This is a genomic window from Mesorhizobium sp. M1A.F.Ca.IN.022.06.1.1 (genome assembly GCF_003952605.1).
In the GTDB taxonomy this organism is placed as follows: domain Bacteria; phylum Pseudomonadota; class Alphaproteobacteria; order Rhizobiales; family Rhizobiaceae; genus Mesorhizobium.
The window spans coordinates 5875424-5899298 of the sequence record NZ_CP034455.1 but is presented as its reverse complement, the minus strand read 5'-3'; the positions used below and the strand labels follow the sequence as shown (position 1 = coordinate 5899298).

General features: G+C 62.3%; 26 protein-coding genes and 1 tRNA gene. 14 read left to right on the top strand and 13 right to left on the bottom strand.

What is annotated here, in order from left to right; all coding sequences use genetic code 11:
* Positions 1 to 90: 90 nt before the first annotated feature.
* The 3 genes from lon to clpP form a co-directional block, all read right to left on the bottom strand.
* On the bottom strand, positions 91 to 2502 hold the full coding sequence (lon, locus tag EJ078_RS28010) for an endopeptidase La (protein ID WP_066998851.1): 2412 nt from the start codon (positions 2500 to 2502) through the stop codon (positions 91 to 93).
* Between the two features lie 274 nt (positions 2503 to 2776).
* Complete coding sequence (gene clpX, locus EJ078_RS28005) at positions 2777 to 4051, bottom strand: ATP-dependent Clp protease ATP-binding subunit ClpX (protein WP_059185169.1); 1275 nt, start codon at positions 4049 to 4051, stop codon at positions 2777 to 2779.
* Between the two features lie 295 nt (positions 4052 to 4346).
* Positions 4347 to 4976: an ATP-dependent Clp endopeptidase proteolytic subunit ClpP gene (clpP, locus tag EJ078_RS28000; protein ID WP_066998854.1), complete on the bottom strand. Its 630-nt coding sequence runs from the start codon at positions 4974 to 4976 to the stop codon at positions 4347 to 4349.
* Between the two features lie 432 nt (positions 4977 to 5408).
* Between clpP and EJ078_RS27995 the strand changes: the two genes are divergently transcribed.
* Entirely contained in the window at positions 5409 to 5957 is a 549-nt protein-coding gene (locus tag EJ078_RS27995; RefSeq protein WP_127215144.1) for a hypothetical protein, read from the top strand.
* A 64-nt stretch (positions 5958 to 6021) separates the two neighbouring features.
* Here the strand turns inward: EJ078_RS27995 and EJ078_RS27990 are convergent, their stop codons facing one another.
* Positions 6022 to 6225 carry a DUF3126 family protein gene (locus tag EJ078_RS27990; protein ID WP_040969488.1) on the bottom strand — a complete coding sequence of 68 codons (204 nt, stop codon included), beginning with the start codon at positions 6223 to 6225 and terminating at the stop codon, positions 6022 to 6024.
* Between the two features lie 137 nt (positions 6226 to 6362).
* Positions 6363 to 7211, bottom strand: coding sequence for a serine O-acetyltransferase (cysE, locus tag EJ078_RS27985; protein ID WP_067328223.1), 849 nt, complete (start codon positions 7209 to 7211; stop codon positions 6363 to 6365).
* A 121-nt stretch (positions 7212 to 7332) separates the two neighbouring features.
* Between cysE and EJ078_RS27980 the strand changes: the two genes are divergently transcribed.
* Together EJ078_RS27980 and speB are read left to right on the top strand one after the other, a co-directional pair.
* On the top strand, positions 7333 to 7947 hold the full coding sequence (locus EJ078_RS27980) for a hypothetical protein (protein ID WP_208720965.1): 615 nt from the start codon (positions 7333 to 7335) through the stop codon (positions 7945 to 7947).
* Positions 7948 to 7988: 41 nt separating this feature from the next.
* Positions 7989 to 8954 carry an agmatinase gene (gene speB, locus EJ078_RS27975; RefSeq protein WP_127215142.1) on the top strand — a complete coding sequence of 322 codons (966 nt, stop codon included), beginning with the start codon at positions 7989 to 7991 and terminating at the stop codon, positions 8952 to 8954.
* A gap of 117 nt (positions 8955 to 9071) precedes the next feature.
* On the opposite strand, the gene EJ078_RS27970 is transcribed toward speB, so the two are convergent.
* The 3 genes from EJ078_RS27970 to EJ078_RS27960 all read right to left on the bottom strand — a co-directional run bounded on the left by EJ078_RS27970 (position 9072) and on the right by EJ078_RS27960 (position 11152).
* Positions 9072 to 9839: an alpha/beta fold hydrolase gene (locus EJ078_RS27970; protein WP_127215141.1), complete on the bottom strand. Its 768-nt coding sequence runs from the start codon at positions 9837 to 9839 to the stop codon at positions 9072 to 9074.
* Between the two features lie 15 nt (positions 9840 to 9854).
* Positions 9855 to 10367, bottom strand: coding sequence for a DUF192 domain-containing protein (locus EJ078_RS27965; protein WP_127215140.1), 513 nt, complete (start codon positions 10365 to 10367; stop codon positions 9855 to 9857).
* A 191-nt stretch (positions 10368 to 10558) separates the two neighbouring features.
* Positions 10559 to 11152: a cold-shock protein gene (locus tag EJ078_RS27960; RefSeq protein WP_066998870.1), complete on the bottom strand. Its 594-nt coding sequence runs from the start codon at positions 11150 to 11152 to the stop codon at positions 10559 to 10561.
* A 259-nt stretch (positions 11153 to 11411) separates the two neighbouring features.
* Between EJ078_RS27960 and gloA the strand changes: the two genes are divergently transcribed.
* Positions 11412 to 11852: a lactoylglutathione lyase gene (gloA, locus tag EJ078_RS27955; protein WP_127215139.1), complete on the top strand. Its 441-nt coding sequence runs from the start codon at positions 11412 to 11414 to the stop codon at positions 11850 to 11852.
* Positions 11853 to 11976: 124 nt separating this feature from the next.
* Positions 11977 to 12264 carry a DUF2218 domain-containing protein gene (locus tag EJ078_RS27950; protein ID WP_067328442.1) on the top strand — a complete coding sequence of 96 codons (288 nt, stop codon included), beginning with the start codon at positions 11977 to 11979 and terminating at the stop codon, positions 12262 to 12264.
* 12 nt (positions 12265 to 12276) lie between these two features.
* On the opposite strand, the gene EJ078_RS27945 is transcribed toward EJ078_RS27950, so the two are convergent.
* Positions 12277 to 12849, bottom strand: a complete 573-nt coding sequence (locus tag EJ078_RS27945) for a DUF1697 domain-containing protein (RefSeq protein WP_067328214.1) — start codon at positions 12847 to 12849, stop codon at positions 12277 to 12279.
* Positions 12846 to 14102 (bottom strand): threonine ammonia-lyase IlvA, encoded by a 1257-nt coding sequence (gene ilvA, locus EJ078_RS27940; protein WP_127403861.1) that lies wholly within the window; start codon positions 14100 to 14102, stop codon positions 12846 to 12848. The genes EJ078_RS27945 and ilvA overlap by 4 nt, the downstream gene beginning before the upstream one ends.
* Positions 14103 to 14318: 216 nt before the next feature.
* On the opposite strand from ilvA, the gene EJ078_RS27935 reads away from it, so the two are divergent.
* Both EJ078_RS27935 and EJ078_RS27930 read left to right on the top strand, forming a co-directional pair.
* A complete protein-coding gene (locus EJ078_RS27935) occupies positions 14319 to 15428 on the top strand; it encodes an alpha/beta hydrolase (RefSeq protein ID WP_179294602.1) in 1110 nt (369 codons plus the stop codon).
* 106 nt (positions 15429 to 15534) lie between these two features.
* Entirely contained in the window at positions 15535 to 16698 is a 1164-nt protein-coding gene (locus EJ078_RS27930; protein WP_127215177.1) for an alpha/beta hydrolase, read from the top strand.
* A gap of 60 nt (positions 16699 to 16758) precedes the next feature.
* On the opposite strand, the gene ade is transcribed toward EJ078_RS27930, so the two are convergent.
* Positions 16759 to 18570 (bottom strand): adenine deaminase, encoded by a 1812-nt coding sequence (ade, locus tag EJ078_RS27925; protein ID WP_127215176.1) that lies wholly within the window; start codon positions 18568 to 18570, stop codon positions 16759 to 16761.
* A gap of 162 nt (positions 18571 to 18732) precedes the next feature.
* On the opposite strand from ade, the gene EJ078_RS27920 reads away from it, so the two are divergent.
* From EJ078_RS27920 to EJ078_RS27905, 4 genes are all read left to right on the top strand, one after another.
* Complete coding sequence (locus EJ078_RS27920; RefSeq protein WP_067328203.1) at positions 18733 to 18945, top strand: hypothetical protein; 213 nt, start codon at positions 18733 to 18735, stop codon at positions 18943 to 18945.
* 90 nt (positions 18946 to 19035) lie between these two features.
* Positions 19036 to 19704, top strand: a complete 669-nt coding sequence (locus tag EJ078_RS27915) for an outer membrane protein (protein WP_127215175.1) — start codon at positions 19036 to 19038, stop codon at positions 19702 to 19704.
* Between the two features lie 275 nt (positions 19705 to 19979).
* Positions 19980 to 20636: a class I SAM-dependent methyltransferase gene (locus EJ078_RS27910; protein ID WP_067328201.1), complete on the top strand. Its 657-nt coding sequence runs from the start codon at positions 19980 to 19982 to the stop codon at positions 20634 to 20636.
* A 161-nt stretch (positions 20637 to 20797) separates the two neighbouring features.
* Positions 20798 to 20883, top strand: a tRNA-Leu gene (locus EJ078_RS27905).
* A 32-nt stretch (positions 20884 to 20915) separates the two neighbouring features.
* Here the strand turns inward: EJ078_RS27905 and EJ078_RS27900 are convergent.
* Positions 20916 to 21494 carry an NUDIX domain-containing protein gene (locus EJ078_RS27900; RefSeq protein ID WP_095802227.1) on the bottom strand — a complete coding sequence of 193 codons (579 nt, stop codon included), beginning with the start codon at positions 21492 to 21494 and terminating at the stop codon, positions 20916 to 20918.
* Between the two features lie 153 nt (positions 21495 to 21647).
* Here EJ078_RS27900 and EJ078_RS27895 point away from each other — a divergent pair, with 153 nt between their 5' ends.
* The 3 genes from EJ078_RS27895 (at position 21648) to EJ078_RS27885 (ending at position 23392) form a co-directional block, all read left to right on the top strand.
* Positions 21648 to 22751, top strand: a complete 1104-nt coding sequence (locus tag EJ078_RS27895) for an NADH:flavin oxidoreductase/NADH oxidase (protein ID WP_095825228.1) — start codon at positions 21648 to 21650, stop codon at positions 22749 to 22751.
* 90 nt (positions 22752 to 22841) lie between these two features.
* Positions 22842 to 23120, top strand: coding sequence for a DUF982 domain-containing protein (locus EJ078_RS27890; RefSeq protein WP_066998903.1), 279 nt, complete (start codon positions 22842 to 22844; stop codon positions 23118 to 23120).
* Between the two features lie 32 nt (positions 23121 to 23152).
* Positions 23153 to 23392, top strand: a complete 240-nt coding sequence (locus EJ078_RS27885; protein WP_067328195.1) for a DUF2188 domain-containing protein — start codon at positions 23153 to 23155, stop codon at positions 23390 to 23392.
* Positions 23393 to 23462: 70 nt separating this feature from the next.
* On the opposite strand, the gene EJ078_RS27880 is transcribed toward EJ078_RS27885, so the two are convergent.
* Positions 23463 to 23744, bottom strand: coding sequence for a hypothetical protein (locus EJ078_RS27880; RefSeq protein ID WP_127215180.1), 282 nt, complete (start codon positions 23742 to 23744; stop codon positions 23463 to 23465).
* Positions 23745 to 23875 lie beyond the last annotated feature (131 nt).

The window sequence follows — 23875 nt, the reverse complement described above, 5'->3', positions numbered from 1 at the left end:
GCTTTTTTCCACTTTTTCGGAGATTTTTCACATGAAAAAGCCGGGCTGAAAGCCCGGCTCTCACTTTGTGCATTGCAACCTTAGAAGAAACTAATGCGCAAGCGACTTGCCGGCGTCGTCGCCGGCGTCCGCGCCGGCCGGCGGATTGACCGGCTCGACCCATTCGATCGGCTCCGGCATCCTGACCAGCGCGTGCCTCAGCACCTCGCCGACCCGCGACACCGGAATGATCTCCATGTTGTTCTTCACATTGTCCGGGATCTCCGCCAGGTCCTTGGCATTGTCTTCCGGGATCAGCACCTTCTTGATGCCGCCGCGCAGCGCGGCAAGCAGCTTCTCCTTCAGGCCGCCGATCGGCAGCACCCTGCCCCGCAGCGTCACCTCGCCGGTCATTGCCACATCGGCGCGGACCGGAATGCCGGTGAGCACGGACACGATCGCCGTCACCATCGCCACACCCGCCGACGGGCCGTCCTTGGGGGTCGCGCCCTCCGGCACGTGGACGTGGATGTCGCGCTTGTCGAACAGCGGCGGCTCGATGCCGAAATCGATGGCCCGCGAGCGGACGTAAGAGGCCGCCGCAGAGATCGATTCCTTCATCACGTCGCGCAGGTTGCCGGTCACCGTCATGCGTCCCTTGCCCGGCATCATGACGCCCTCGACGGTGAGCAGCTCGCCGCCGACTTCCGTCCAGGCAAGACCCGTGACGACGCCGACCTGATCGTCGGCCTCGACCTGACCGAAGCGGAAGCGCGGCACGCCGAGATAATCGGCGAGGTTGTCGGCCGTGATCTTCACCGTCTTCTTCTTCGTCTTCAGGATCTCGGTCACCGCCTTGCGCCCGAGCTTCATCAGCTCGCGCTCGAGGCTTCTGACGCCCGCTTCACGGGTGTAGGTCTGGATGATGCCGCGGATCGCGTCCTCGCCGACCGAGAACTCGTTCGGCTGCAGCGCGTGATCGCGGATCACCTTCGGCATCAGGTGCCGCTTGGCGATCTCGATCTTCTCGTCCTCGGTGTAGCCGGCGATGCGGATGATCTCCATGCGGTCCATCAGGGGCGCTGGGATGTTCAGCGTGTTCGCCGTCGTCACGAACATCACGCTCGACAGGTCGTATTCGACTTCGAGGTAATGGTCCATGAACGTCGAGTTCTGCTCCGGATCGAGCACCTCGAGCAGGGCTGACGACGGATCGCCGCGGAAGTCCTGGCCCATCTTGTCGATTTCGTCGAGCAGGAAGAGGGGGTTGGACTTCTTGGCCTTCTTCATCGACTGGATGACCTTGCCGGGCATCGAGCCGATATAGGTCCGTCTGTGACCGCGGATCTCGGCCTCGTCGCGCACGCCGCCGAGCGCCATTCGGATGAACTCACGCCCCGTGGCCTTGGCAATCGACTTGCCGAGCGAGGTTTTGCCGACGCCGGGCGGGCCGACGAGGCACAGGATCGGACCCTTGATCTTCTTCTGACGGCTCTGCACGGCGAGATACTCGACGATGCGCTCCTTGACCTTGTCGAGGCCGAAGTGATCGGCGTCGAGCACGTCCTGGGCGTAGCCGAGATCCTGCTTGACCTTGGAGTTCTTGCCCCACGGGATCGACAGCAGCCAGTCGAGATAGTTGCGCACGACCGTCGATTCAGCCGACATCGGCGACATCGACCGCAGCTTCTTCAACTCGGCTTCCGCCTTCTCGCGGGCTTCCTTGGAAAGCTTGGTCTTCTTGATGCGCGCCTCGATCTCGGCAGCCTCGTCGCGGCCGTCCTCGCCCTCGCCGAGCTCCTTCTGGATCGCCTTCATCTGCTCGTTGAGGTAGTACTCGCGCTGCGTCTTCTCCATCTGGCGCTTGACTCTGCTGCGGATGCGCTTCTCCACTTGCAGCACGGAAATCTCGGCTTCCATGAAGCCCATCGCCTTCTCGAGACGCTCCTTGACGGAGAGCGTGGCGAGCATCTCCTGCTTCTCGGGGATCTTGATGGCCAGGTGCGAGGCAACGGTGTCGGCGAGCTTGGAATAGTCGTCGATCTGACTGGCGGCACCTACCACTTCGGGCGAAATCTTCTTGTTCAGCTTGACGTAGTTTTCGAAGTCGGTGACGACCGAGCGGGCCAGCGCCTCGATTTCGACCTCTTCCTCCTCCGGCTCGACCAACGCGGTCGCGCGGGCCTCGTGGAAGTCGGCACGATCGGTGAACGAGACGATCTTGGCGCGCGAGGCGCCCTCGACCAGCACCTTCACAGTGCCATCGGGAAGCTTCAGGAGCTGCAGCACATTGGCGAGCGTGCCGATGTCGAAAATCGCATCGGGTTCAGGATCATCGTCGGCTGCGTTCATCTGGGTGGCCAGCAGGATCTGCTTTTCCTGACCCATCACTTCTTCCAGCGCCTTGATCGACTTTTCACGCCCGACAAAGAGCGGGACGATCATGTGCGGGAACACGACGATGTCGCGCAGTGGGAGGACTGCAAACACGCCGTCGCCGGAAGCCCTGGATATTTTGGCCATTGTCCAACCTTTCATGTCGCGGCCGCTAATTGAGCCAACCGCGAATCTTATATTAACGACCGAGCGTCGTTCCGCCTACCACCGTTTGTGACGGGAATTTTACAGCGCAGAATTCAGGCCCTCGGCCTTCCGCTGTTAGGTGGATGCGGGCGGTGCAAAGATCAAGGGTTAGCATGCTTTGATCAGCCACTCCATCACCTACAGGTAAGCCCCTCACAGCAAAACGGCGCCACACGGGCGCCGTTCCATGAAAATTTGCCGGATCAGTGCCATTTCAGGCGCTGACATTGCCCTTCTTTTCCTTCTGCTCGGAATAGATGTAAAGCGGCCGGGCGTTACCCGAGACCACCTCTTCCGAGATCACCACCTCGCGCACGCCTTCCAGCGCCGGAAGCTCGAACATCGTGTCGAGCAGGATCGCTTCCATGATGGAACGCAGGCCGCGCGCGCCGGTCTTGCGCTCGATGGCGCGCTTGGCGATCGCCGACAGCGCGTTCTCGTGGAAGGTGAGATCCACATTCTCCATCTCGAACAGCCGTTGATACTGCTTGACCAGCGCGTTTTTCGGTTCCGTCAGGATCTGGATCAGCGCCGGCTCGTCGAGGTCCTCGAGCGTCGCCAGAACCGGCAGACGGCCGACGAATTCCGGGATCAGCCCGAATTTCAAAAGATCCTCCGGCTCGACCTGGCGGAACAGGTCGCCGGTGCGGCGATCCTCGGGGGACGCCACGGTTGCGCCGAAGCCGATCGAGGTCTTGCGGCCGCGATCCGAGATGATCTTGTCCAGTCCGGCAAAGGCGCCGCCGCAGATGAACAGGATGTTGGCGGTGTCGACCTGCAGGAATTCCTGCTGCGGGTGCTTGCGGCCGCCCTGCGGCGGCACGGAGGCCACCGTGCCTTCCATGATCTTCAACAGCGCCTGCTGCACGCCCTCGCCCGAGACGTCGCGGGTGATCGACGGGTTGTCCGACTTGCGCGAGATCTTGTCGATCTCATCGATATAGACGATGCCGCGCTGGGCACGTTCGACATTGTAGTCGGCCGACTGCAAGAGCTTCAGGATGATGTTTTCGACGTCCTCGCCGACGTAACCGGCTTCGGTCAGCGTCGTGGCGTCGGCCATGGTGAACGGCACGTCGATGATGCGGGCGAGCGTCTGGGCAAGCAGCGTCTTGCCGCAGCCGGTCGGCCCGATCAGCAGGATGTTCGACTTTGCCAATTCGACGTCGTTGTTCTTGCCGGCATGCGCGAGGCGCTTGTAGTGGTTGTGGACGGCCACCGACAGCACCCGCTTGGCGTAGGGCTGGCCGATGACATAGTCGTCGAGAACCTTGAGGATCTCTTGCGGGGTCGGCACGCCCTCGCGCGACTTCACCATCGAGGTCTTGTTCTCCTCGCGGATGATGTCCATGCAGAGTTCGACGCACTCGTCGCAGATGAAGACGGTCGGACCGGCGATCAGCTTGCGCACTTCGTGCTGGCTTTTGCCGCAAAACGAGCAATAGAGCGTGTTCTTTGAATCGCCGCCGTTGTTGCTAACTTTGCTCATTTTTCTGTCCTTTCACCGCCTGCCAGCCGATGGTCTGGCCGCATTGGCGTCTCATCAATCTATCGCAGGAATCCGCCGGCGCCAGTGTCCCGGCTCACACAGCGCATTCCGTCCGAAACACAATCAGAAAACGCGACAATGATTCGCAGCAACCCCATGCAAAGCTAAGCCGTCGAAAATCAACATAGCCTTAACGTAGGCAATCCCGAACCTTGAGGGAACAGGCAATTGTGGCCGAAATGCCGCAAGCCGCGCCAAAAGCGCGTTATCCCGCCATTCAGCCCCCAATCAGAGCCTATGCGGCGGGGGTTTCGCCAAGTTCGCGCGTCGTGATGACCTTGTCGATCAAACCAAACTCCTTGGCTTCGTCGGCGGTCATGAAATGGTCGCGGTCGAGCGTCCGCTCGATCTCGTCATAGCTCTTGCCGGTGTGCTTCACATAGACCTCGTTCAAGCGGCGCTTCAGCTTGATGATGTCCTGCGCATGACGTTCGATGTCCGACGCCTGGCCCTGGAAGCCACCGGACGGCTGATGGACCATGACACGGGCGTTCGGCGTGGCAAACCGCATATCCTTGTGGCCGGCGCAAAGCAGCAACGAGCCCATCGAGGCTGCCTGGCCGATGCAGAGCGTCGATACCGCCGGCTTGATGAACTGCATGGTGTCGTAGATCGCCATGCCCGATGTCACCACACCGCCCGGCGAGTTGATGTACAGGTTGATTTCCTTCTTGGGGTTCTCCGCCTCGAGGAACAAAAGCTGTGCACAAACCAGCGTCGCCATCCCGTCCTCGACCGGGCCGGTGATGAAGATGATGCGTTCCTTCAACAGGCGGGAGAAGATGTCGTAGGCACGCTCGCCGCGATTGGTCTGCTCGACCACCATCGGAACGAGGTTCATGTAGGTTTCGACGGGGTTCTTCATGGACTACCCTTGTTGGATGGATTCCGGCGCCGTAGACCTGAGCAATCGGGCGGAATCGGTTCTGGATCGTTGAATCCTAAATAGGATGCCGGCTCACCCTAGCGCAAGGCCGCCCCTCCTAGCCATCTGGTTAAGTCGAAGCAAGCGGCTCGGCCCAAGGAAATGCTGCAGGTTGCGCCGGAGATGGCCCTTTGCCCAAAATGCGAGGGCGCTACCCGGCCGCCACGGTAGCAGTTTCTTAACCGCGCTGCTTAACGACAAGCCGTGAAATCCCCGTCCATGGCGGACCTTCCGATACGCTCCCGCGTTGAACCGGCGTCCTTTTTTCAACGGGTGAACGTCATGTTTAGCCAGAGTTCCTTTTGCACGAGTTCCTTTTGCAAGAGCTCCCTTCGCAAGGGTGCCGCATCGCTCGCCTCGACCAGCCTCGCAATGCTTGCGGCCGTGTCGCAGGCCGCGGCCGGCGGCCGCACGCTCGAATGCTACGAGCCGGTGCAACGGCCGGCGATCTACGACACGGTCTATGAAGACGTGATGGTGAGCCCCGGCGGCCAGCTCGTCCACTATGACCCGCCGATCTACGGCACGACCGAGAGCATCGAACAGATCGCCACGCCTCGCATCAGCTATGAAGTCGTGCCGGCCGTGACGCGCACCGTCTATCACACGGTCAAGGTGGATGACGGCGGCTATGCCTGGGAATGGCGGGTCATCCACGGCCGCAAGGTGCTGTGCAAGGTGTGGCGTGAGGCGCGCTACGCGCGGGTTGCCAAAACGGTCATCGTCGAGCCGGAGCGCGTCCGGCGCGTCGTCCTTCCGGCCGAATACGAAGGCGTCGCCCGCGAGGTGCTGGTGCGGCCAGGAGAGCGGCGCATCACGGAAATCGCGCCCTCATACCGGAGGGTAGCGCGGCGGGTGGTGGTGCGGGAAGGCTCGACCGACTGGCGGCGGGTGCATATCCCGCGGCACTGCGTGGACTAGCCGGAAAATCACGCAGGGGTGTTTCCGACCGGGGCGGCATGGCGAGCCCGGCCGGAAAGCCGGCTTAGGCCAGGTCGACGTCGAGGATCGCCATCGAGAAATTATAGTCGCCGTCGTCCTCGTCCTTGAAGACGATGCCGAGGAATTCGTCACCGACATAGACCTCGGCAGAGTCTTCCTTGCGCGGGCGCGCCTTCACCTGCAGCTTGGGATTCTGGAAGACGCGCTTGAAGTAGGCGTCCAGCTTTCTGATTTCGTCTGGCTTCAAAAGTCTTCTCCGAATGCGGCTGTTCGTTGGAACGCGCTTCTGACACGCCGACGATGGCGATGTAAAGGCAAGCCGGCAGCATTACAACCGAGCCTTGAGTGGCGACCGGACTCCGGCCACTGGCGATGACCGCAGAATCAGATGTCGAAGCTGACGACGTGGTCCATCGTCTGCGAGGGCAGGAGCTGGTCCATCTGTCGCGAGGGCTGGTCGCAGCCGGTCTCTCCGACGACACGCGCCGGCACGCCGGCAACCGTCTTGTTATGCGGCACGGGCGAAAGCACCACCGAACCGGCCGCGATCTTCGAGCAATGGCCGATCTCTATGTTGCCGAGGATCTTGGCGCCGGCGCCGATCAGCACGCCGCGGCGGATCTTCGGATGGCGGTCGCCGCTGGCCTTGCCGGTGCCGCCCAGCGTCACGCCGTGCAGGATCGAGACATCGTCCTCGATGACGGCGGTCTGGCCGACCACTAGGCCGGTGGCGTGATCGAGAAAAATGCCCTTGCCGATGCGGGCGGCCGGGTTGATATCGGTCTGGAACACCGAGGACGAGCGGCTCTGCAGGTAGAGCGCGAAGTCTCTACGGCCCTGGTTCCACAGCCAGTGCGCCAAACGGTGCGTCTGGATGGCATGAAAACCCTTGAAATAAAGCACCGGCATGATGAAGCGGTCGCAGGCCGGGTCGCGATCGTAGTAGGCTTGGATGTCGACGCGAACCGTCGTGCTCCACTCCGGATCGTCGGCAAGCATGGCCTTGAAGGTCTGCCGGATGAGGTCGGAGCCGATATCCTGATGCGCCAGGCGCTCTGCCAGGCGGTGAATGACCGCTTCTTCCAGGCTCTCCTGGTTGAGGATGGTGGAATAGAGGAAAGCAGCCAGCAACGGATCGCGGTTTACCGCTTCCATCGCCTCATCCCTGATCGCGCGCCAGATCGGGTCGACCGGCTGCACCATGCTGGGGCGGGCTATCGTAACGCTGTTCATCGACGGTCTCCGGCCTGCTCATTCATCCGGCGGCACATATAGGCCAGATCATAACACGGTTGAACTCAATTTTCCTTAGTGCTTTGTCAAATGGACTTGGTTCACCGAGATTCAAGCGGCGATGGAAAACGAACCCTTGATCGACGATGCGCTGAAAAGCGAGCTTGCCGCGCTCTATCAGAGCGCGGATCGCCACTACCACGGCTTGCCTCACATCGAAGCAATGCTGGCGTTGGCAGCCGAACACCGGCACCTTCTTGACGATCCAGAAGCAGTCGAAGCGGCGATCTGGTTCCATGACGCGGTCTATGACAGCCGCGCCAAGGACAACGAGGCAAAGAGCGCCGTGCTGGCAGAAAGGAAGCTCTCCGGCCGCACCGACCCGGCCCGGCTTGCCCGGACTCTGGCCATGATCAGCGCCACCGCCACGCACCAGTTGTCGCCGCTCGAAGATGAGCGTGCCGCGAGTGATGCCGCCCTTTTCCTCGACATGGACCTCGCGATCCTCGGTGCCGACCCGAACCGCTTCGACGCCTACGAGAAGGCGGTCCGGCGCGAATATGGCTGGGTCGAGGAACCGATCTGGCGCGCCGGCCGCGCGGCTGTCCTGACGAGCTTCCTGGCCCGTCCGCATATTTTCAACACACAATCGTTTCGCGATCGGTTCGAGGCTCGGGCCAGGGAAAATCTGGTCCGATCGCTGCAGGTCCTGCAAGACCAGTCTCAACAGACCTGATCGCCACGCCGAACGTGAACGCCTCTGGGATGACCGAAACCATGGAAAACAACTTCTTCCAACCCGTCGACGCCGCCCAGGTGCCGCGATTTGCCGGGCTTTCCACCTTCATGCGGCTGCCGGCGGTGCCGAACGCGAAGGGGCTCGATATTGCCCTTGTCGGGATTCCTTGGGATGGCGGCACGACCAATCGGGCCGGCGCCCGCCATGGTCCGCGCGAAATCAGGAACCAGTCGAGCCTGATGCGCCGCGTCCACCACGTGTCGGGAACCGAGCCGTTCAGCATTGCCAATGTCGCCGATGTGGGAGACCTCTCGGTCAATCCCATCAACTTGCTCGACGGCTTGAAACGCATCGAGGACGGCATCGCCGCGATCGTTGCTGACGGCGCTCTCCCTTTGGCCGCCGGCGGCGATCATCTGACGACATTGCCGGTGCTGCGCGCCATCGCCCGCAAGGAACCCGTCGGCATGATCCACTTCGACGCGCATTCCGACACGAACGACCGCTACTTCGGCGACAATCCCTATACGCACGGAACGCCCTTTCGCCGCGCGATCGAGGAAGGGCTGCTCGACCCGAAGCGGGTTATCCAGATCGGAATTCGAGGCTCGATCTATGAGCCGGGCGAACACGACTGGGCGACCGCTCAGGGCGTGCGCATCGTATATATGGAAGAGTTCGTCAAACGCGGCACCGCTTCCGTCATGCAGGAAGCACGCGATCTTGTCGGCGACAGCCTCACTTACGTGACCTTCGACATCGATTGCATCGATCCGTCGATGGCCCCTGGCACCGGCACGCCGGAGCTCGGCGGCTTCACCACCCGCGAGGTGCAGGAGCTGGTTCGATTGCTCGACGGATTGAATTTCGCCGGAGCCGACGTCGTCGAGGTCGCGCCTCCTTTTGATATTGGCGGCATGACGGCGCTTGCCGGCGCGACCATGATGTTCGAGCTGCTTTGCGTCATGGCGAAATCCATCGCCGACAGGAGAACGCGCGGCTAAAGCATTCTCCCCGAAGTGCTTCCAGTTTCGGGAAAAGGACATCGCAAAGGTCAAAAGCAGGTCGCGTTTCGCGCAACCTGCTTTAGACGCGTCGTCGCCCGCAGCGGACGGTATGGGTCAGAGCGGATTTTCGGCGTAGAACTCCAGCACGCGCTGCTTGAAGCTCTTGTCGCCGACGGCAAGCATGTGGTCGCGGCCCTCGATGCGAAAAGCCTCTGCGTCGGGCATCAGCGCGGCAAGCTGGTCGGGCGAGCCGGCGATGTCGTCCTTGGTCCCGACGGCAATCAGGGTCGGCTGGGCGATCCGCGCGACATCGTCCTCGCTCATTGACGCGCGTGAGCCGACGATGCAGACGGCCAGCGCCCGGCGGTCGCTGCGCGTCTGGTCGGCGAAGGCGCGAAACGAGCGGCCGCGCGCATGGCTGATCGTACCGGGATCCTCGGCCAGAAGCGCATCGGCGATTGGATCCCAGTCGCCGACGCCGTCGACAAGACCGATGCCGAGGCCGCCGAACACCAGCGTCGCCACCTTGTCCGGATTGGACAACGCCATGAAGGCGGATACCCGCGCGCCCATCGAGTAGCCCATCACATGGGCGTGCTCGATGCCGAGGTGATCGAGCAGCGCGGCCGCGTCCGCGGCCATCTTGGCCGGCGTGTAGTCGGCCTCCTGGTAGCTCTTCGTCGAAGAACCGTGGCCGCGATTGTCGAGGGCGATGGCGCGGTACCCCGCGTCGTTCAGCGTCTTGAACCAGCCCGGCGAGACCCAATTGACGTAGTGGCTGGAGGCGAAGCCGTGGATCATCAGCACCGGATCGCCCTGACCGGACGCCGGCCGGCGGTCGAGGTAAGCGAGTTCGAAGCCGTCATGGGAAAAATATTGCATCTGGCGCAGCCGCGGTCAGTTGGAGCCGGCGCCCGAGGCCTTATCGATCGCTGGATGACGCAGGAGATCGCCGTCCTTCAGACCGTCCTTGGCGGCCGTTCCCGCCTTCAGCTCAAGCACGAAGCTTACCGGCTGTCCGGGCGAGATGATCGCCTCCGACTCCGGTTCGCCACGCTTGACGGCCTTGATCCTGCCGTCCTGGCCGATAAAGACCAGGTCGAGTGGCATCGGTGTATTCTTCATCCAGAAATTCACCTCAGCGGGCCGCTCGAACACGAACAGCATGCCGTGATCGTCGGCCATGTCCTTGCGGTACATCAGCCCGGCCTCGCGTTCTTCCGAGCTGTCGGCGATCTCGATTGAGAAGGAATGCTTGCCGGAGCCGGTGATCGCGACGAGCGGCGTCGGATCGGCAGGCAGCATCATCGCCTGACCGTCCGCCGAACTCGGTCTCAAGGCGCTGAAAATGGCGGCCAGAGCGATGGCGGCGCAAAGCGCGCCTGCGGTCAGCCAGTTGCGATGAGCCATGTGATACCTCGTACAGGCCCTGTCCTAGACCATGATCCGAGCGAGTGGAACTGGTTTTTGGACAGGAACGGCCTTGCACCGGGCAGGGCATCCCGATCGTATCGAGAGGGCCCGATGCATGTCGCCCAAAACTGCCAAGCGGTTTTGGCGAACCTGCATCAAGCAAAAAATAAAGTGCGTCGGGCCGCGCTTTAATGCGAGACCGGCAAGGTGCCCATATCGGGGTGTATTTCGGCGGCCATAAGGCCTTTGTCGCCGCGTCCGAAGCGAACCAGTACGACCTGGCCGGGCCTCAGCTCGGTGATGCCATAGCGGCGCAGCGTCTCCATATGGACGAAGATGTCCTCGGTGCCCTCGCCCCGGGTCAGGAAGCCGAAGCCCTTGGTGCGGTTGAACCACTTCACCAGCGCCCGCTCGAGCCCGCTCTCGGCAGTCACGGTGACATGCGTGCGCTGCTCCTGCTCGGCCGGATGCACCGCTGTCGAGGCGTCCATGGAAAGAACCCGGAACGCCTGCAGGCCACGCTCGCCCTGCTTGACCAGACAGACGACGCGCGCGCCTTCCAGCGCGGTCTGAAAACCGTCTCTTCGAAGACATGTCACATGGAGGAGAATATCACCCGAGACGCCGTCGTCCGGAAGAATGAAGCCGTAGCCCTTGGCCACGTCGAACCATTTGATAGCGCCGGCGATTTCGACAAGCCCGGCGGAGTCGCCGCCACTGTCTCGCGTCAAGGCGTCGTCAAGGCTTCCGTCCCGCCTCGTAAAAGAGGCTTTTTCCCCCATAAGAACGCCCCCTTTTCCAACTGCAACCGCTAGTGATTCTTGCCATCAGATTAACACTGCGGCTTCCGGGGTGTGCAAGACCTGACGTGCCTTTTTTCACCGTTGAGCACCGGAAAGCCTCAATTGTTGTTTACCGGCGCGGCCTGAAGCGCAAAGGGGCGGCTGAAATCGATCACCTTATCGGTTTTGTCGGACGATTGCCCTTTGGCGGAGCGGCTCCTATGGTGCGCCGCAAACGTAACGCCGCGAGGAATCCGATATGCGCTATCTTCACACAATGGTCCGCGTCGCCGACATCGATCAATCGCTCGATTTCTACTGCAACAAGCTCGGCCTCAAGGAAGTGCGTCGCGACGAGAACGAGCAGGGACGCTACACGCTGATCTTCCTCGCCGCGCCCGATGACGAGCAAAGCGGCATTGCCGAGAAGGCGCCGCTGGTCGAACTGACCTACAATTGGGATCCGGAGGAGTACAAAGGCGGCCGCAACTTCGGCCACCTCGCCTATGAGGTCGACGACATCTACGCCACCTGCCAGAAGCTGATGGACAATGGCGTGACCATCAACCGGCCGCCGCGCGACGGCAACATGGCCTTCATCCGCTCGCCGGACGGCATCTCCATCGAGCTGCTGCAGAAAGGCCCGGCCAAGGCAAAGGCGGAGCCATGGGCCTCGATGTCGAATACGGGAAGCTGGTAGGCGCCTGCCCCTCCCGGGGATTTGACCGGCCGGTCTATGGCGTTTTGCCGGATCGCGCCTATCTAAGCGCTTGTGGCGCCAGCCAGATCAGGCTGGCGCTTTTCTTGATCGCCGGGAGAATTTCATGCCGACCAGCCGCGCCGACGTCGCCACTGAAAACGCCAGCCGCTATCTGCAGCAGCTCTGCAAGCACTGGGCGCACAAGTTCCCGGTCGAATTCGACCCGCATCACGGCGCCATCCAGCTCTCGCTCGGCCGCACCGTGATGGATGCAGACGACAAGGCTCTCCACATCGCGGTCGCCGCTGACGACGCCGCCTCGCTCGAGCGGCTGGAAACCGTGGTCGCCGACCACATCAAGCGCTTCGCCTTCCGCGAGGAGCTGACTTTCGATTGGCAGAAGGCTGCCTGAAAGTATTGAGCGTCAGCCGGCGGCCTTGCTGGCCATTTCGAGCAGCGCAAGCACGCTGCGCCAGTTGCGCGCCGTGCCCGGCACCTTGAGCGTTCGCCCAATAAGATTGGCAAACACCGATTTGCCAAGCCCTTCCGGCGCATGCAGGTAAAGCACGTCGCCTTTGATCTCGAAGCGCTCCGGGCCGGCACACTTTTCCGCCAGCCGCTTCGCCTCTTCCGCGGTCGGCTCTCGCTCCAGCGCATAGGCATGCAGCTTGGTCGGCTCGCCGGCAACCTCCGGATAGGGATTGTCCTTCACCAGGCGCTCGAACCAGCCGGCATTGCGCACCATGATGCGGGAATTGAACTCCCATTTCTTCTCGAAGGCCGCTTCGAGTGCTTTGGTCAGCGCCGCAGCGTCGTTGTTGTTGGCACGAAACACGACGTTGCCGCTTTGCACGTAGGTCGATACATCGGTGAAGCCGAGGTCTTCGAAGAACGACCTCAGCTCCGCCATCTTGACGATGCGGTTGCCACCGACATTGATGCCGGAAAACAGGGCTACGAACACCGTTCCTTTGTCGCCCGTTTTTGGCCCGCTCATATGATGAACCCCGCGAGCGTCTCGTTGTCGGTGATGTCCTGATACTGCACGCCCTCGGCGTCGAAATTGGCCTTCAGCAGATCGAAATTGCGCCGGTCCTTGGTCTCGATGCCGATCAGCACCGAGCCGAAATTGCGCGCCGACTTCTTGAGATACTCGAAGCGCGTGATGTCGTCGTCCGGGCCGAGCATTTCGAGGAAATCGCGCAATGCGCCCGGCCGCTGCGGGAAGCGGATGATGAAGTACTTCTTTAGCCCTTCGAAACGCAGCGCTCGTTCCTTGACGTCCGGCAGGCGCTCGAAATCGAAATTGCCCCCCGAGACGATCGCGACGATGGTCTTGCCCCTCCTCTCCTTGCGCGAAAAATCCTTGAGCGCGTCGATCGCCAATGCGCCGGCTGGCTCCAGCACCACGCCCTCGACATTGAGCATCTCGATCATCGTCGCGCAAAGCCGGTTTTCCGGGACAAGGCGCACCGCGTCGGCGGTGAATTCCTTGAGATGGCGCAGCGGCTCGCGGCCGATTTCAGCCACCGCCGCCCCATCGACGAAGTTGTCGACCTTGGCGAGCCTGATCCGCTTGCCGCCGGCGAGACTCTCGCTAAGGCTAGGCGCGCCCGCCGGCTCGCAGAATACGAAGCGCAATTCACGCTGCTGGTCGGCGAAATAGTGGGTGACGCCTGCAGCCAGGCCGCCTCCGCCCACAGGCAGCATGACGATGTCGGGCATGCGTCCGCCCGGCATCTGGGCTGCGATCTCATAGGCAACGGTCGCCTGCCCCTCGATGATGTCCTTGTGGTCGAAGGGCGGCACCATATGCGCGCCGGCGGCTTCGGTGAACTCGAAGGCGGCGCGATAGCAATCGTCGAAGAAGTCGCCGACCAGCCTGATCTCGACGAAATCGCCGCCGAAAAGGCGCGTCTTGTCGATCTTTTGCTGCGGCGTCGTCACGGGCATGAACACCACGCCCTTTTTGCCGAAATGGCGGCAGACGAAGGCAAAGCCCTGCGCGTGGTTGCCCGCCGAGGCGCAGACGAACAGCTCGGCATTGTTGCCGGCGGCGAGCGCCTTGCGGAAGAAGTTGAAGGCGCCCCTGATCTTGTAGGAGCGGACCGGCGTCAGGTCCTCGCGCTTCAGGAGGATGCGGGCGCCGGTCTTTTTCGACAGATAGTCGTTCTCCTGCAGCGGCGTTTCCGGAAAGATCCCGCGGATCGCCTCCGCGGCGGCTGCGACGCGGGAAGAAAAACTGTTCATGAGGCAACCGGCTCCGAGACCATGTGGTTCGCAGCCCAAGCCTATTGCATAGTTTGGTTTTCGCGGCCACCGATGCAGCCGCTCGCCGCCCTCCTGCCGCCACTTTGGTTTTCGCGCAACAGTGCCGAGGCGGTTGGCACCTGCCGATCAAATTTCCGCTGGACACGACTTACTTCCGCCGCACTTCCCCTGTCCGGGAGGATTTCGCGGAGGCGGATGGCCAATTGCGGCCGGAATGGAAGTTTCGACGTGCATTTGAAGACGATTTGCATCATTGCCCTGGCCTTGCTGGTTGCAGGCTGCGCGGGACGACCGTCACAGGAAATCCTGGGCAGCGTCGTGGTGCCGACGACGGCGACCGAGATCGCCGGCAACCATTCGATCTTCATCGCCACCACCCGCAAGCGCTCCGACGACCCGAACAAGGTTTTCGACGGCGAGCGCTCGGCGACGCTCAATTACGCCCGCGTCAACGTCACCGTCCCGCCGGTTCATGAGACTGGTCAGATCGAGCGCCGCTCGCGCGGGACGTCGAACGATCCGACCAAATATTTCATGGCTTCCGAGGTCGTCGGCTACGACACGCAGCCGAAATTCTCCAGCGCGCTCAATGCCGACATCGACGCCCGCGGCGGCCGCGTCATGGTCTTCGTCCACGGCTACAACACCGGTTTCGACGATGCCGTCTACCGTCTGACCCAGATCGTTCACGATTCCGGCTATCCCGGCACGCCGGTGCTTTTTTCATGGGCTTCGGGCGCCAAGACCACCGACTATGTCTATGACAAGGAAAGTGCCGCCGCCGCCCGCGACCAGTTGGAAGTGACGCTGAGAATGCTGGCGCAGACCGGTGCGCGCCGCATCGACATCGTCGCCCATTCGATGGGGACGTGGGTGACGATGGAAACACTGCGACAGCTCGCCATCACCGGTGACCGCGACCTCGGCGGCAAGCTCGGCGATGTTCTCCTGGCCTCGCCCGACATCGACGTCGATGTCTTCAAGAGCCAGATGCGCCGCTACGGCAAGCCCGACAAGCCGTTCATCCTGCTCCTGTCGGACGACGACCGCGCTCTCCGGCTCTCCGGCCTGATTGCCGGTGCACGGCCGCGCGTCGGCGACTACAGGGACGCGGCCGACCTCGCCTCCTACGGCGTCACGGTGGTCGACCTCTCCAAGGTGAAGGGCAACGACAGCTTCAACCACACCAAATTCGCCGACAACCCGATGCTGGTGAAGATGATCGGCCAGCGGCTGCGCCAGGACGACGGCTTTGCCAGCGACCGCGACGTCACCGACCGGATCAGCCAGCTCGCCACTCAATAACCGTGTTCACGCGGTTGCCGCCCTGCACGGACTTTGAACTGGACCAGACCGCTCGCTGGCTTTATCGAAGGAGCCCGAGAGGTTTGCCGCCCTTGGGGGATCCCGGGTGATCGTGCGTTCGAAGATCGTCCTTGGCCTTGCCATCACGCTTGCCCTGACGGGCTGCGCTGGGCAGAACGCGCATGACCTGCTCAATCGGAAGGCCGTTACCGCGCCTGCATCGGACATTGCCGCCAAGCACGAGATCTTCGTCGCCACGACCCGGCAACAGGCGACCAAGGACCCGCGGCAGGTTTTCGACGGCGACCGTTCGCTGACCACCAGCTACGCCCGCGTCGATGTCACGGTTCCAAAGATCCACCAGGTTGGCGCGATCGAGCGAGCCAAGGGTTCGGCCGACAGCATTCCGGCCAGGCAGTTCACCGCAACCGATGTCGTCCACTATGGGAACGCCTCGCAATTCGCCAAGGCGGTCGGCACCGATATTGCCATACGCGGCGACCGCGCCCTGGTCTTCGTGCACGGCTTCAACAACGGCTTCGACGATGGCGTTTACCGCCTGACGCAGATCGCGCACGACACGAATTATCCGGGCACACCGGTGCTGTTCTCGTGGGCGTCGAGCGGCAAGACGACCGGCTACATTTATGACAAGGACAGCTCCACCGCCGCGCGCGACGACCTGGAAGCGACACTGAGGATGCTTGCCAAGTCCCGCGCCAAAAGCATTGACATCATTGCCCATTCGATGGGGACCTGGCTGACGATGGAAGCTTTGCGCCAGCTCGCCATCACCGGCGACCGCGATCTCAACGGCAAGCTCGGCTACGTCATCCTCGCCTCGCCTGACATCGACGTCGATGTCTTCAAGAAGCAGATGATCCGCTACGGCAAGCCCGACAAGCCTTTCGCCATCCTTCTCTCGGGCGACGACCGGGCGCTCAAGCTGTCCAGCTTCATTTCCGGCGAAAAGCCGCGCGTCGGCGATTACGACAACGCGGCAGATCTCGCCAACTACGGCGTGACGGTGGTCGATCTGACCCGAACCAAGGGCGGAGACCGGTTGAACCATGCTAAATTCGCCGACAATCCGATCCTGGTGCAGTTGCTCGGCAATCGACTGCGCACGCCTGCCGGTCTTGCCTCCGATGAACCGGACCCGACGCAGCTCAACAATATCGGCCAGGGTCTCGGCAAGGCGGTCGGCTCGGTCGCCGAGGTGGTCATCACCACGCCGTTCAGGGTGCTGACGATCGCCACCGGCGGCTGAGCACCGGTTAGGGCGTGTCGAGGTTCGGTCAGGCTGACCTCACCCGAACATCGGCACATGCTAGATGAACAGATTGACCTTCTGGAACGACGTCACGTCGACAAGGCCGACATCGGAAATCCTGAGTTCCGGGATGACGACCAGCGCCAGCAGCGAATGCTGCATGTAGGCGTTGTTGAGCGAACAGCCGACCTTGCGCATCGCTTCCGTCAACTGCTCGGCTTTGGCCGCGACGATCTCGGCGCGCTCGTCCGACATCAGCCCAGCGATCGGCATTTCCACCAGCGCCAGTTCCTTGCCCTTGGAGTAAAGCACGACGCCGCCGCCGACCTCGCTCAGCCGGTTGACGGCTAAAGCCATGTCCTCCTTGTTGGTTCCGACGGCGATGATGTGGTGCGCATCATGCGCCACGCTCGAGGCCATCGCGCAGTCTTCCACATAGCCGAAGCCCGACACGAAGGCGTTGGTGACGCCGCCCGTGCCCCTGTGGCGTTCGACCAGGGCGATCTGGCAAATGTCGTTGCGGCGATCCATGGCGACCAGCCCGTCCTCGACGGGCAGGTCGGCCTCGAGCGCTCTGGTCGGCGCCTGGTTCTCGATCACGCCGATCACCCGCGCCCGCACCTCGTTGGCACCCTGTGGCGCGGCGATGTCAAAGTCAGACGCCTTGAGCCTTTTGCCGAGCTTGACCGTGTTTTTCGCCGTCCCGGGATAATCATAGGCCGGAATGTCGATCTCGAGCTTGCCGGCTTTCGCCAGTCTGACGCCGCGGCCATAGACCTCGTCTATCGCCATCTGGGCAAGATCGGAGACGATCAAAAGATCCGCCAGCCGCCCCGGCGCGATCGAACCGACCTCGCGTTCCAGCCTGAAATGCTGGGCGGTGTTGAGCGTCGCCATCTGGATCGCCGTCACCGGCTTCAGGCCCTGGCTGATGGCGTGCCGCACCACCCGATCAATATGACCCTCATGCACCAGCGTGCCGGAATGGCTGTCGTCGGTGCACAGGATGAAGTTGCGCGGGTCGATGCCGCCTTCGGTGACCGCCTTGATCTGCGCAGCGACGTCGTACCAGGCGGACCCCAGCCTCAGCATCGCCTTCATGCCCTGGCGCACGCGGGCGATCGCATCCTCGGCGCGCGTGCCCTCATGGTCATCCTCGGCGCCGCCGGCGGCATAGCCGTGGAATGGCAACCCGAGATCGCGCGAGGCATAGTGGCCGCCGACGGTTTTCCCGGCCTTCACCGTCTCGGCGATCTCGCCCGACATCACCGGATCGTTGGCGGCGACTCCCGGGAAATTCATCACTTCGCCAAGGCCGATGATATTCTCCCAGGTCATCGCCTCGGCGACGTCTGCGACCGTAAGCTCCGCGCCGGCATGCTCCAGGCCGGGCGCCGAAGGCACGCAGGACGGCATTTGCACATGGACGTTGATCGGCATCGCGACCGCCTCGTCATGCATCAGCCGAACGCCCGGCAGGCCCAGAACATTGGCGATCTCGTGCGGATCGATGAACATCGAGGTGGTGCCGTGCGGGATCACCGCGCGGCAGAATTCCGTCACCGTGACCATGCCGCTTTCGACGTGCATGTGCGCATCGCAGAGGCCGGGCACCAGATAGCGGCCGCCCGCATCGACCACCTTGGTCCCCTGCCCGATCGTGTGGCCGGCATTCGGCCCGCAATAGGCGAAACGTCCGGCCGCGACGGCGATGTCGGTGCCCGGAATGATCTCGCCCGAATGGACATTCACCCAGCGCCCGTTGCGGATCACGAGATCGGCAGCCCGGCGCCCCATCGCGACGTCGACCAGTTGCGTCGCCACTTCGGTCCAGGGCTTGGGTTTCGTCGGATTGGTGCGGCTCGCCATGAAGAAACTCCTGTTTGCCCGACTGTGCCAAGCTGGCGCGGTTTTGACCAGTTGGCAAAACTGCTTTGTTTTTAAGGCAGGACCGGTTCCCGACAGATCTCTCCGGCAGCAGGGCGAAATCTCGCCTAGACTGGATCTCCGGCTATTTGGGTTGCAGAAGAGATGGCAAAAACGATCCGGTTCGCAATTTTCATGCTGTCGGCATGTAGCGCCGGCCTGGCCTTCTTCACCTTGCATTCATTCTGGGCATGGGCCGCGCCGATCGCCATCTTCATCGCCGGTTCGTTACTAGCCGAATATGCTTTCACGCGGCTGGCCACTCCCGAGGAGAACCAGCGCGACCTGGAGGATCGCGTGCGCAACCCGCCGAAGTAAACCACTGTTGCAGGAATACAATTCCGTTTTCGGGCGAATAACGCTAGGTTGCACCGAGAAGTTTTCGAAACCGCCATTTCGGAGCGCTCGATGGGTCGCCTGACACTTGCCAGTGCCGGCTTTTTCGCCCTGCTGTCCGGGCCGGCCTTGGCCGCGGACGCGATCGCCGACCTGCCCATGACTGCGCCGGGCTTCGATTGGACAGGCTATTATGCCGGCCTGCAGGCCGGCTATGGCTGGGGCTCATCTGACATCTCCGGCACGGAAGGCGAGCCGTTCGCCGCTTCTCCCGATGTCGACGGCGGCTTCGTCGGCGGCCATGTCGCCGGCCTCTGGCAGTTCAATCAGGCGGTGATCGGCGCGCGCGCTGAGCTCAACTATGCCTCGATCGACGCTTCGGCCTTGCTCGACCCTGGCAATGCCGTCGGCACCGAGGTCAAATGGCTGGGATCGATCAATGCCGAAGCCGGCTTGGCGGTCGATCGCTGGCTGATCTATGGCGTCGGGGGCGTCGCCTTCGCCGGTATCGAGACCTCGCAAGACGTCGGCGGCAGCGGCTTCGCCAAGACACGCACCGGCACCGGCTGGACGATCGGCGCCGGGGTCGACTATGCGCTGAGCAGCAACATCGTCGTCGGCGCCCAATACCGTTACTACGATTTCGGCAAGGAGCATTTCGACGTCCCGGACGACTTCTCCGATCGTGATCAGGACCTGAAGCTCCATACCCTGGGCGTAAGCTTCAGCTACAAATTCTGATTTGCGGAGCAGCACGGAACGAAGGTGGCCGGCGACCGCGGGATCAAAACAGAGTCGACCCACCGGGTTATTTGATGTCCGCCCTATAAGCAGCTCTCGAAGCGGCCGGCGCCGACTTCATTCCCGAGTACGGCGGCGGTGCCGGGGTGAGAACTGCGGAAGCCATGAAGCGGATAGCTGCTCCCCTTGGCAAGCCAGCTTGCGTGCGCCTCCTTTGCCTTTGACGGCCAATCCCTCTAAAATGTGCGGCCAAGAAGAAAGAGGGGGGAAGGCTTATGACTGAGCCTGACGCTGCGCACGAAGCAATCGTCGATACGTGGCGTAGTTTTGGCGCCTCTGATTATGAGTACTTTGAGAAATACGAAAACCCTGAGTTGGTGGCTTGGTTTTGGGCACCGGCGAGCCGCTTTCGCAAAGCTTTTGAGCGATATTTGAACTTGGATGATGTGCTCGAAATAGCCAGCGGTGCCGGACGTCATTCGGCGCAGATCGTCGGCCGTTGCAGGCGACTGACGTTGATCGATACTTCGGTCGATGCCACTGCATTGGCTAGGAAACGGTTTTCAAGCGCTTCTCATGTGACCGTGACGCTTTCACCGGACGGCAAGAGTCTACCGTTTGAAAAGGGGCGCTTTTCCTCCGTTTTCAGCTACGACTCGATGGTTCATTTCGAACCGCTGACCGTGGCGTCCTACATCATGGAAGTCGCCTCCGTCTTGAAACCGGGGGGACGAGCTCTCCTTCATCATTCGAACTACTCGGATAATCCAACCGCATCCTTCAAGGAAAATCCCGATTGGCGGAATTTCATGCCAAAGGGATTTGTCGAGCATGTCAGCGCGCGTGCAGGGCTGACCGTCATCGAACAGCAGACGTTCCCGTGGAACGGGAACAGCGAGACTGACGCTCTCACCGTCGTGGAGAAGGGTTAACAGCGCGCCCTGCGCTGGTCTTCTGCGGCCCGGAAGGCGAGCCATAGCCGGTCCAGTTGCGATGAGAACCGATGCGGAAGAGCAATATTCGGTGGCAATACGGTGCCATCCCGCCCACAAGGCTGGACTCGTGTCGGCCCAAGTGCTTGAAATCGCGGCGCGCGGACGTGGCGGAATTGGTAGACGCAAGGGACTTAAAATCCCTCGATCTCTGATCGTACGGGTTCGATTCCCGTCGTCCGCACCACCCTTCGCTCCTCGCTTCGGGTGGCAGGCCACTCAACCCTTGATCGGATTGAGCTTCAGGTGCTGGATCAAAATGATGGTCTTGGCGTCGACGATACGGCCGTCGGCGATGCCGGCCAGCGCCTCGTCGAGCGGCATTTCCAGCACCTCGATGTCTTCGCCCTCTTCCGGAGCTCCGCCGCCGTCGGAAATACGGTCGGCCGGCGAATAGCGCGCGGTAAAGAACCAGAGCCGTTCCGTCACGCTCCCGGGGCTCATATAGGGCGCGAACAGCCGCTCAACGTTCTTCAAATGATAGCCGAGCTCCTCTTCCGCTTCCTTGCGGATGCAGGTTTCCGGATCGTTTTCGTCGAGCAGACCGGCACAGGCCTCGATCAGCGGCTCGCGATGACCGGTGACATAGGCCGGATAGCGGAACTGCCGCACCAGCAGCACCGTCGAGCGCTGCGGATCGAAAGGCAGGATCACCGCGCCGTCGCCGCGATCGTAGGTTTGGCGGATCTGCGTCTCCCAGCGCCCATCACGGCGGCGATAGTCGAGCACCGTCTTCTTGAGCACCGCCCAATCGTCGGACAGGACTTCTTCAGACTGGATGCGGACGCGATCTTCCATGATTGGCTCCGTGCTGTCGGCAAGCGTTATCGGCGAACAGGCGCGGGCGCAATCCTGGAAAGCGACTGGTCCAGCGAGACTTTCACCAGCTGTTGTCTGGCGCGAAGTGCCGCGGCTGCCTAGATAGCGATATCTCTCCCAGGAGCCGTTTCCATGACATCATCGCTTTTCCAGCCGATCACCCTCGGCGGCCTGACCTTTCCAAACCGTATTGCGGTAGCGCCGATGTGCCAGTATTCGGCCGAGGACGGTTCCGCCAGCGACTGGCATCTGCACCACTGGATGAACCTGGCCATGTCCGGCGCCGGCATGGTGACCGTCGAGATGACCGACGTCGAGCGGCGCGGCCGCATCTCGCATGGCTGCCTTGGCCTCTACTCCGACGACAACGAGGCGGCGGCCAAGCGCACGCTCGATGCGGCCAGGCGCGTCGCTGCGCCCGGCACCAAATTCGGCGTCCAGCTCGCCCATGCCGGCCGCAAGGCATCCAACAGAAGGCCTTGGGAAGGCGGCGGCCCCCTGCAAGCGGGCGAGGATCCCTGGCAGACCGTTTCGGCTTCGGCCATCGCCTATGACACAGGGTGGAATATACCGCACGCATTGGGCGAGGAAGAGATCCGGCAAGTCATCCAACATTTCGCCGATGCGGCCAAGCGGGCCGAGCGCGCCGGCTTCGACTTCATCGAGCTGCACGCCGCTCACGGCTATCTGATCTTCCAGTTCCTGTCGCCACTTTCCAACCAGCGCACCGACCGCTGGGGTGGCTCGCTGGAAAACCGCATGCGCTTCGCCGTGGAGATCGCCAGGGCGGTGAAGAAGGCAGCGCCGGGCCTGATGCTGGGGGCCCGCCTTTCGGTGAAGGAATGGGTCGACGGCGGCTTCGAGATCGAGGAGGCAATCGAAGTGGCCAAGGCGCTAAAGGCGGAAGGCGTCGCCTATCTGTGCTGTTCCAGCGGCGGCAATTCGCCGTTGCAGAAGCTGCCCAGCGGCCCCGGCTACCAGGTGCATCTGGCCGAGGCTGTGCGCAAGGGCGCCGGCATTCCGACGCGCGCCGTCGGCCTGATCGACGATCCGCAGCAGGCCGAGGCGATCGTGGCCGACGGCCGCGCCGACATGGTGGCTCTGGCGCGCGCCTTCCTTGCCGATCCGCGCTGGGGCTGGCGCGCGGCGGCGACGTTCAGCGAGGAAATCCGTCCGGCGCCGCAGTTGGCACGCTCGGTCACGACGATGCAGCACTGGATGAAGGCCGCGGGCTGAACGGCTTGCACAGGTGACGATTGGCTGAGACCTTTGGGCGCAGCCTTCCGCCACCATTGCAACCAAATTGGCCGTTTTACGTTGGCGGCCATGACAGACAGCAAGCCATTTGAGAAGCCGGTGGTGGTCGAACTCGGCCATGTCGGCAAATATCGCCAAATAAGCAGCACCCGCGAAGCGGCCGAGTGCCTGATGACCGTATGGCCGCTCAATCGCGGCCAGCGGCATCGTGATGCTCTCGATACTTGCCTGAAAGCGCTGGAGGGGTATCGTTCGACGGCGGACGCGCGCCGCGCGCTGATCGAGGCAGCCGAGGAATCTGAAGTGCTGGTTCCCGAAGAAAGGCTGTCCGACGGAAAGCTGCATTGAGCAGGCAAAGGGCTTCTCGACCGGAGGATTCCATGGCGAAACTGACCTACAAGATCGTCGAGCATGACGGCGGCTGGGCCTACATGGTCGGCTCGACTTTTTCAGAAACATTTCCCACCCGCCAGGACGCGCTGCGCGCGGCTGAAATTGCTTCGGCCGAGCAGCAGGTCGCCGGCACCACGGATGGCATCCAGTATGAGGATTCCGAGGGTGTCTGGCATGACGAACTGGCCGATGGCCGCGACCGGCCGCAGACCGAAGTCTCAGATTAATTTCCGTCGCTCGACCTTGCTGCGACCGACGCTGTAAAAGCTTCACGTCGGTCGCTCGCTGGCGAACGGACTACTTGCCGCAATACTGGTCGTTGACGTTCGGGCCGGCATTCGCATCGGGGCCGGCCGTATCCGAGGCGCATGGGCCGACGGCACCGTTGCCGAAGCTGTTTAGCGCGCTGGCGTCGCGATCGGAATAAATGCTGCCCGTGGTGTAGGGATCAACCGGCGCTTGCTCGCTATGGACCGGGCGATCACGATGCCACCACCACCAAGCGTCCGACGATTGTGCCATAGCCGAGGTGCCCATGCCAAGGACAAGCGCCGAGGCTGCAAAAATCTTCGTAAGCATATTGGTCTCCATCTGGTGAATTGCCGCATTCTTGCTGGCCGGAAATTCGCCAGCCGACACGGATTAAAACCGAGGGTTGGAGCCGAAGTTCCCGTTGCAAGTGTAGGTGAGGCGGAATGTCCGACACTTTT

Bases quoted from the DNA above. Each gene is read 5' to 3' on its own strand.
- ilvA (WP_127403861.1), bottom strand. From the start codon at position 14,102: ATGAACAGTTTTTCTTCCCGCGTCGCAGCCGCCGCGGAGGCGATCCGC.
- EJ078_RS27880 (WP_127215180.1), bottom strand. From the start codon at position 23,744: ATGCTTACGAAGATTTTTGCAGCCTCGGCGCTTGTCCTTGGCATGGGC.
- EJ078_RS27900 (WP_095802227.1), bottom strand. From the start codon at position 21,494: ATGGAAGATCGCGTCCGCATCCAGTCTGAAGAAGTCCTGTCCGACGAT.
- EJ078_RS27935 (WP_179294602.1), top strand. From the start codon at position 14,319: ATGGCCAATTGCGGCCGGAATGGAAGTTTCGACGTGCATTTGAAGACG.
- ade (WP_127215176.1), bottom strand. From the start codon at position 18,570: ATGGCGAGCCGCACCAATCCGACGAAACCCAAGCCCTGGACCGAAGTG.
- EJ078_RS27965 (WP_127215140.1), bottom strand. From the start codon at position 10,367: ATGGCTCATCGCAACTGGCTGACCGCAGGCGCGCTTTGCGCCGCCATC.
- speB (WP_127215142.1), top strand. From the start codon at position 7,989: ATGGAAAACAACTTCTTCCAACCCGTCGACGCCGCCCAGGTGCCGCGA.
- cysE (WP_067328223.1), bottom strand. From the start codon at position 7,211: ATGAACAGCGTTACGATAGCCCGCCCCAGCATGGTGCAGCCGGTCGAC.
- EJ078_RS27915 (WP_127215175.1), top strand. From the start codon at position 19,036: ATGGGTCGCCTGACACTTGCCAGTGCCGGCTTTTTCGCCCTGCTGTCC.
- EJ078_RS27945 (WP_067328214.1), bottom strand. From the start codon at position 12,849: ATGAGCGGGCCAAAAACGGGCGACAAAGGAACGGTGTTCGTAGCCCTG.
- EJ078_RS27970 (WP_127215141.1), bottom strand. From the start codon at position 9,839: ATGCAATATTTTTCCCATGACGGCTTCGAACTCGCTTACCTCGACCGC.
- EJ078_RS27950 (WP_067328442.1), top strand. From the start codon at position 11,977: ATGCCGACCAGCCGCGCCGACGTCGCCACTGAAAACGCCAGCCGCTAT.
- EJ078_RS27890 (WP_066998903.1), top strand. From the start codon at position 22,842: ATGACAGACAGCAAGCCATTTGAGAAGCCGGTGGTGGTCGAACTCGGC.
- EJ078_RS27920 (WP_067328203.1), top strand. From the start codon at position 18,733: ATGGCAAAAACGATCCGGTTCGCAATTTTCATGCTGTCGGCATGTAGC.
- clpP (WP_066998854.1), bottom strand. From the start codon at position 4,976: ATGAAGAACCCCGTCGAAACCTACATGAACCTCGTTCCGATGGTGGTC.
- EJ078_RS27980 (WP_208720965.1), top strand. From the start codon at position 7,333: ATGGAAAACGAACCCTTGATCGACGATGCGCTGAAAAGCGAGCTTGCC.
- clpX (WP_059185169.1), bottom strand. From the start codon at position 4,051: ATGAGCAAAGTTAGCAACAACGGCGGCGATTCAAAGAACACGCTCTAT.
- EJ078_RS27995 (WP_127215144.1), top strand. From the start codon at position 5,409: ATGCTTGCGGCCGTGTCGCAGGCCGCGGCCGGCGGCCGCACGCTCGAA.
- EJ078_RS27885 (WP_067328195.1), top strand. From the start codon at position 23,153: ATGGCGAAACTGACCTACAAGATCGTCGAGCATGACGGCGGCTGGGCC.
- gloA (WP_127215139.1), top strand. From the start codon at position 11,412: ATGCGCTATCTTCACACAATGGTCCGCGTCGCCGACATCGATCAATCG.
- EJ078_RS27910 (WP_067328201.1), top strand. From the start codon at position 19,980: ATGACTGAGCCTGACGCTGCGCACGAAGCAATCGTCGATACGTGGCGT.
- lon (WP_066998851.1), bottom strand. From the start codon at position 2,502: ATGGCCAAAATATCCAGGGCTTCCGGCGACGGCGTGTTTGCAGTCCTC.
- EJ078_RS27895 (WP_095825228.1), top strand. From the start codon at position 21,648: ATGACATCATCGCTTTTCCAGCCGATCACCCTCGGCGGCCTGACCTTT.
- EJ078_RS27960 (WP_066998870.1), bottom strand. From the start codon at position 11,152: ATGGGGGAAAAAGCCTCTTTTACGAGGCGGGACGGAAGCCTTGACGAC.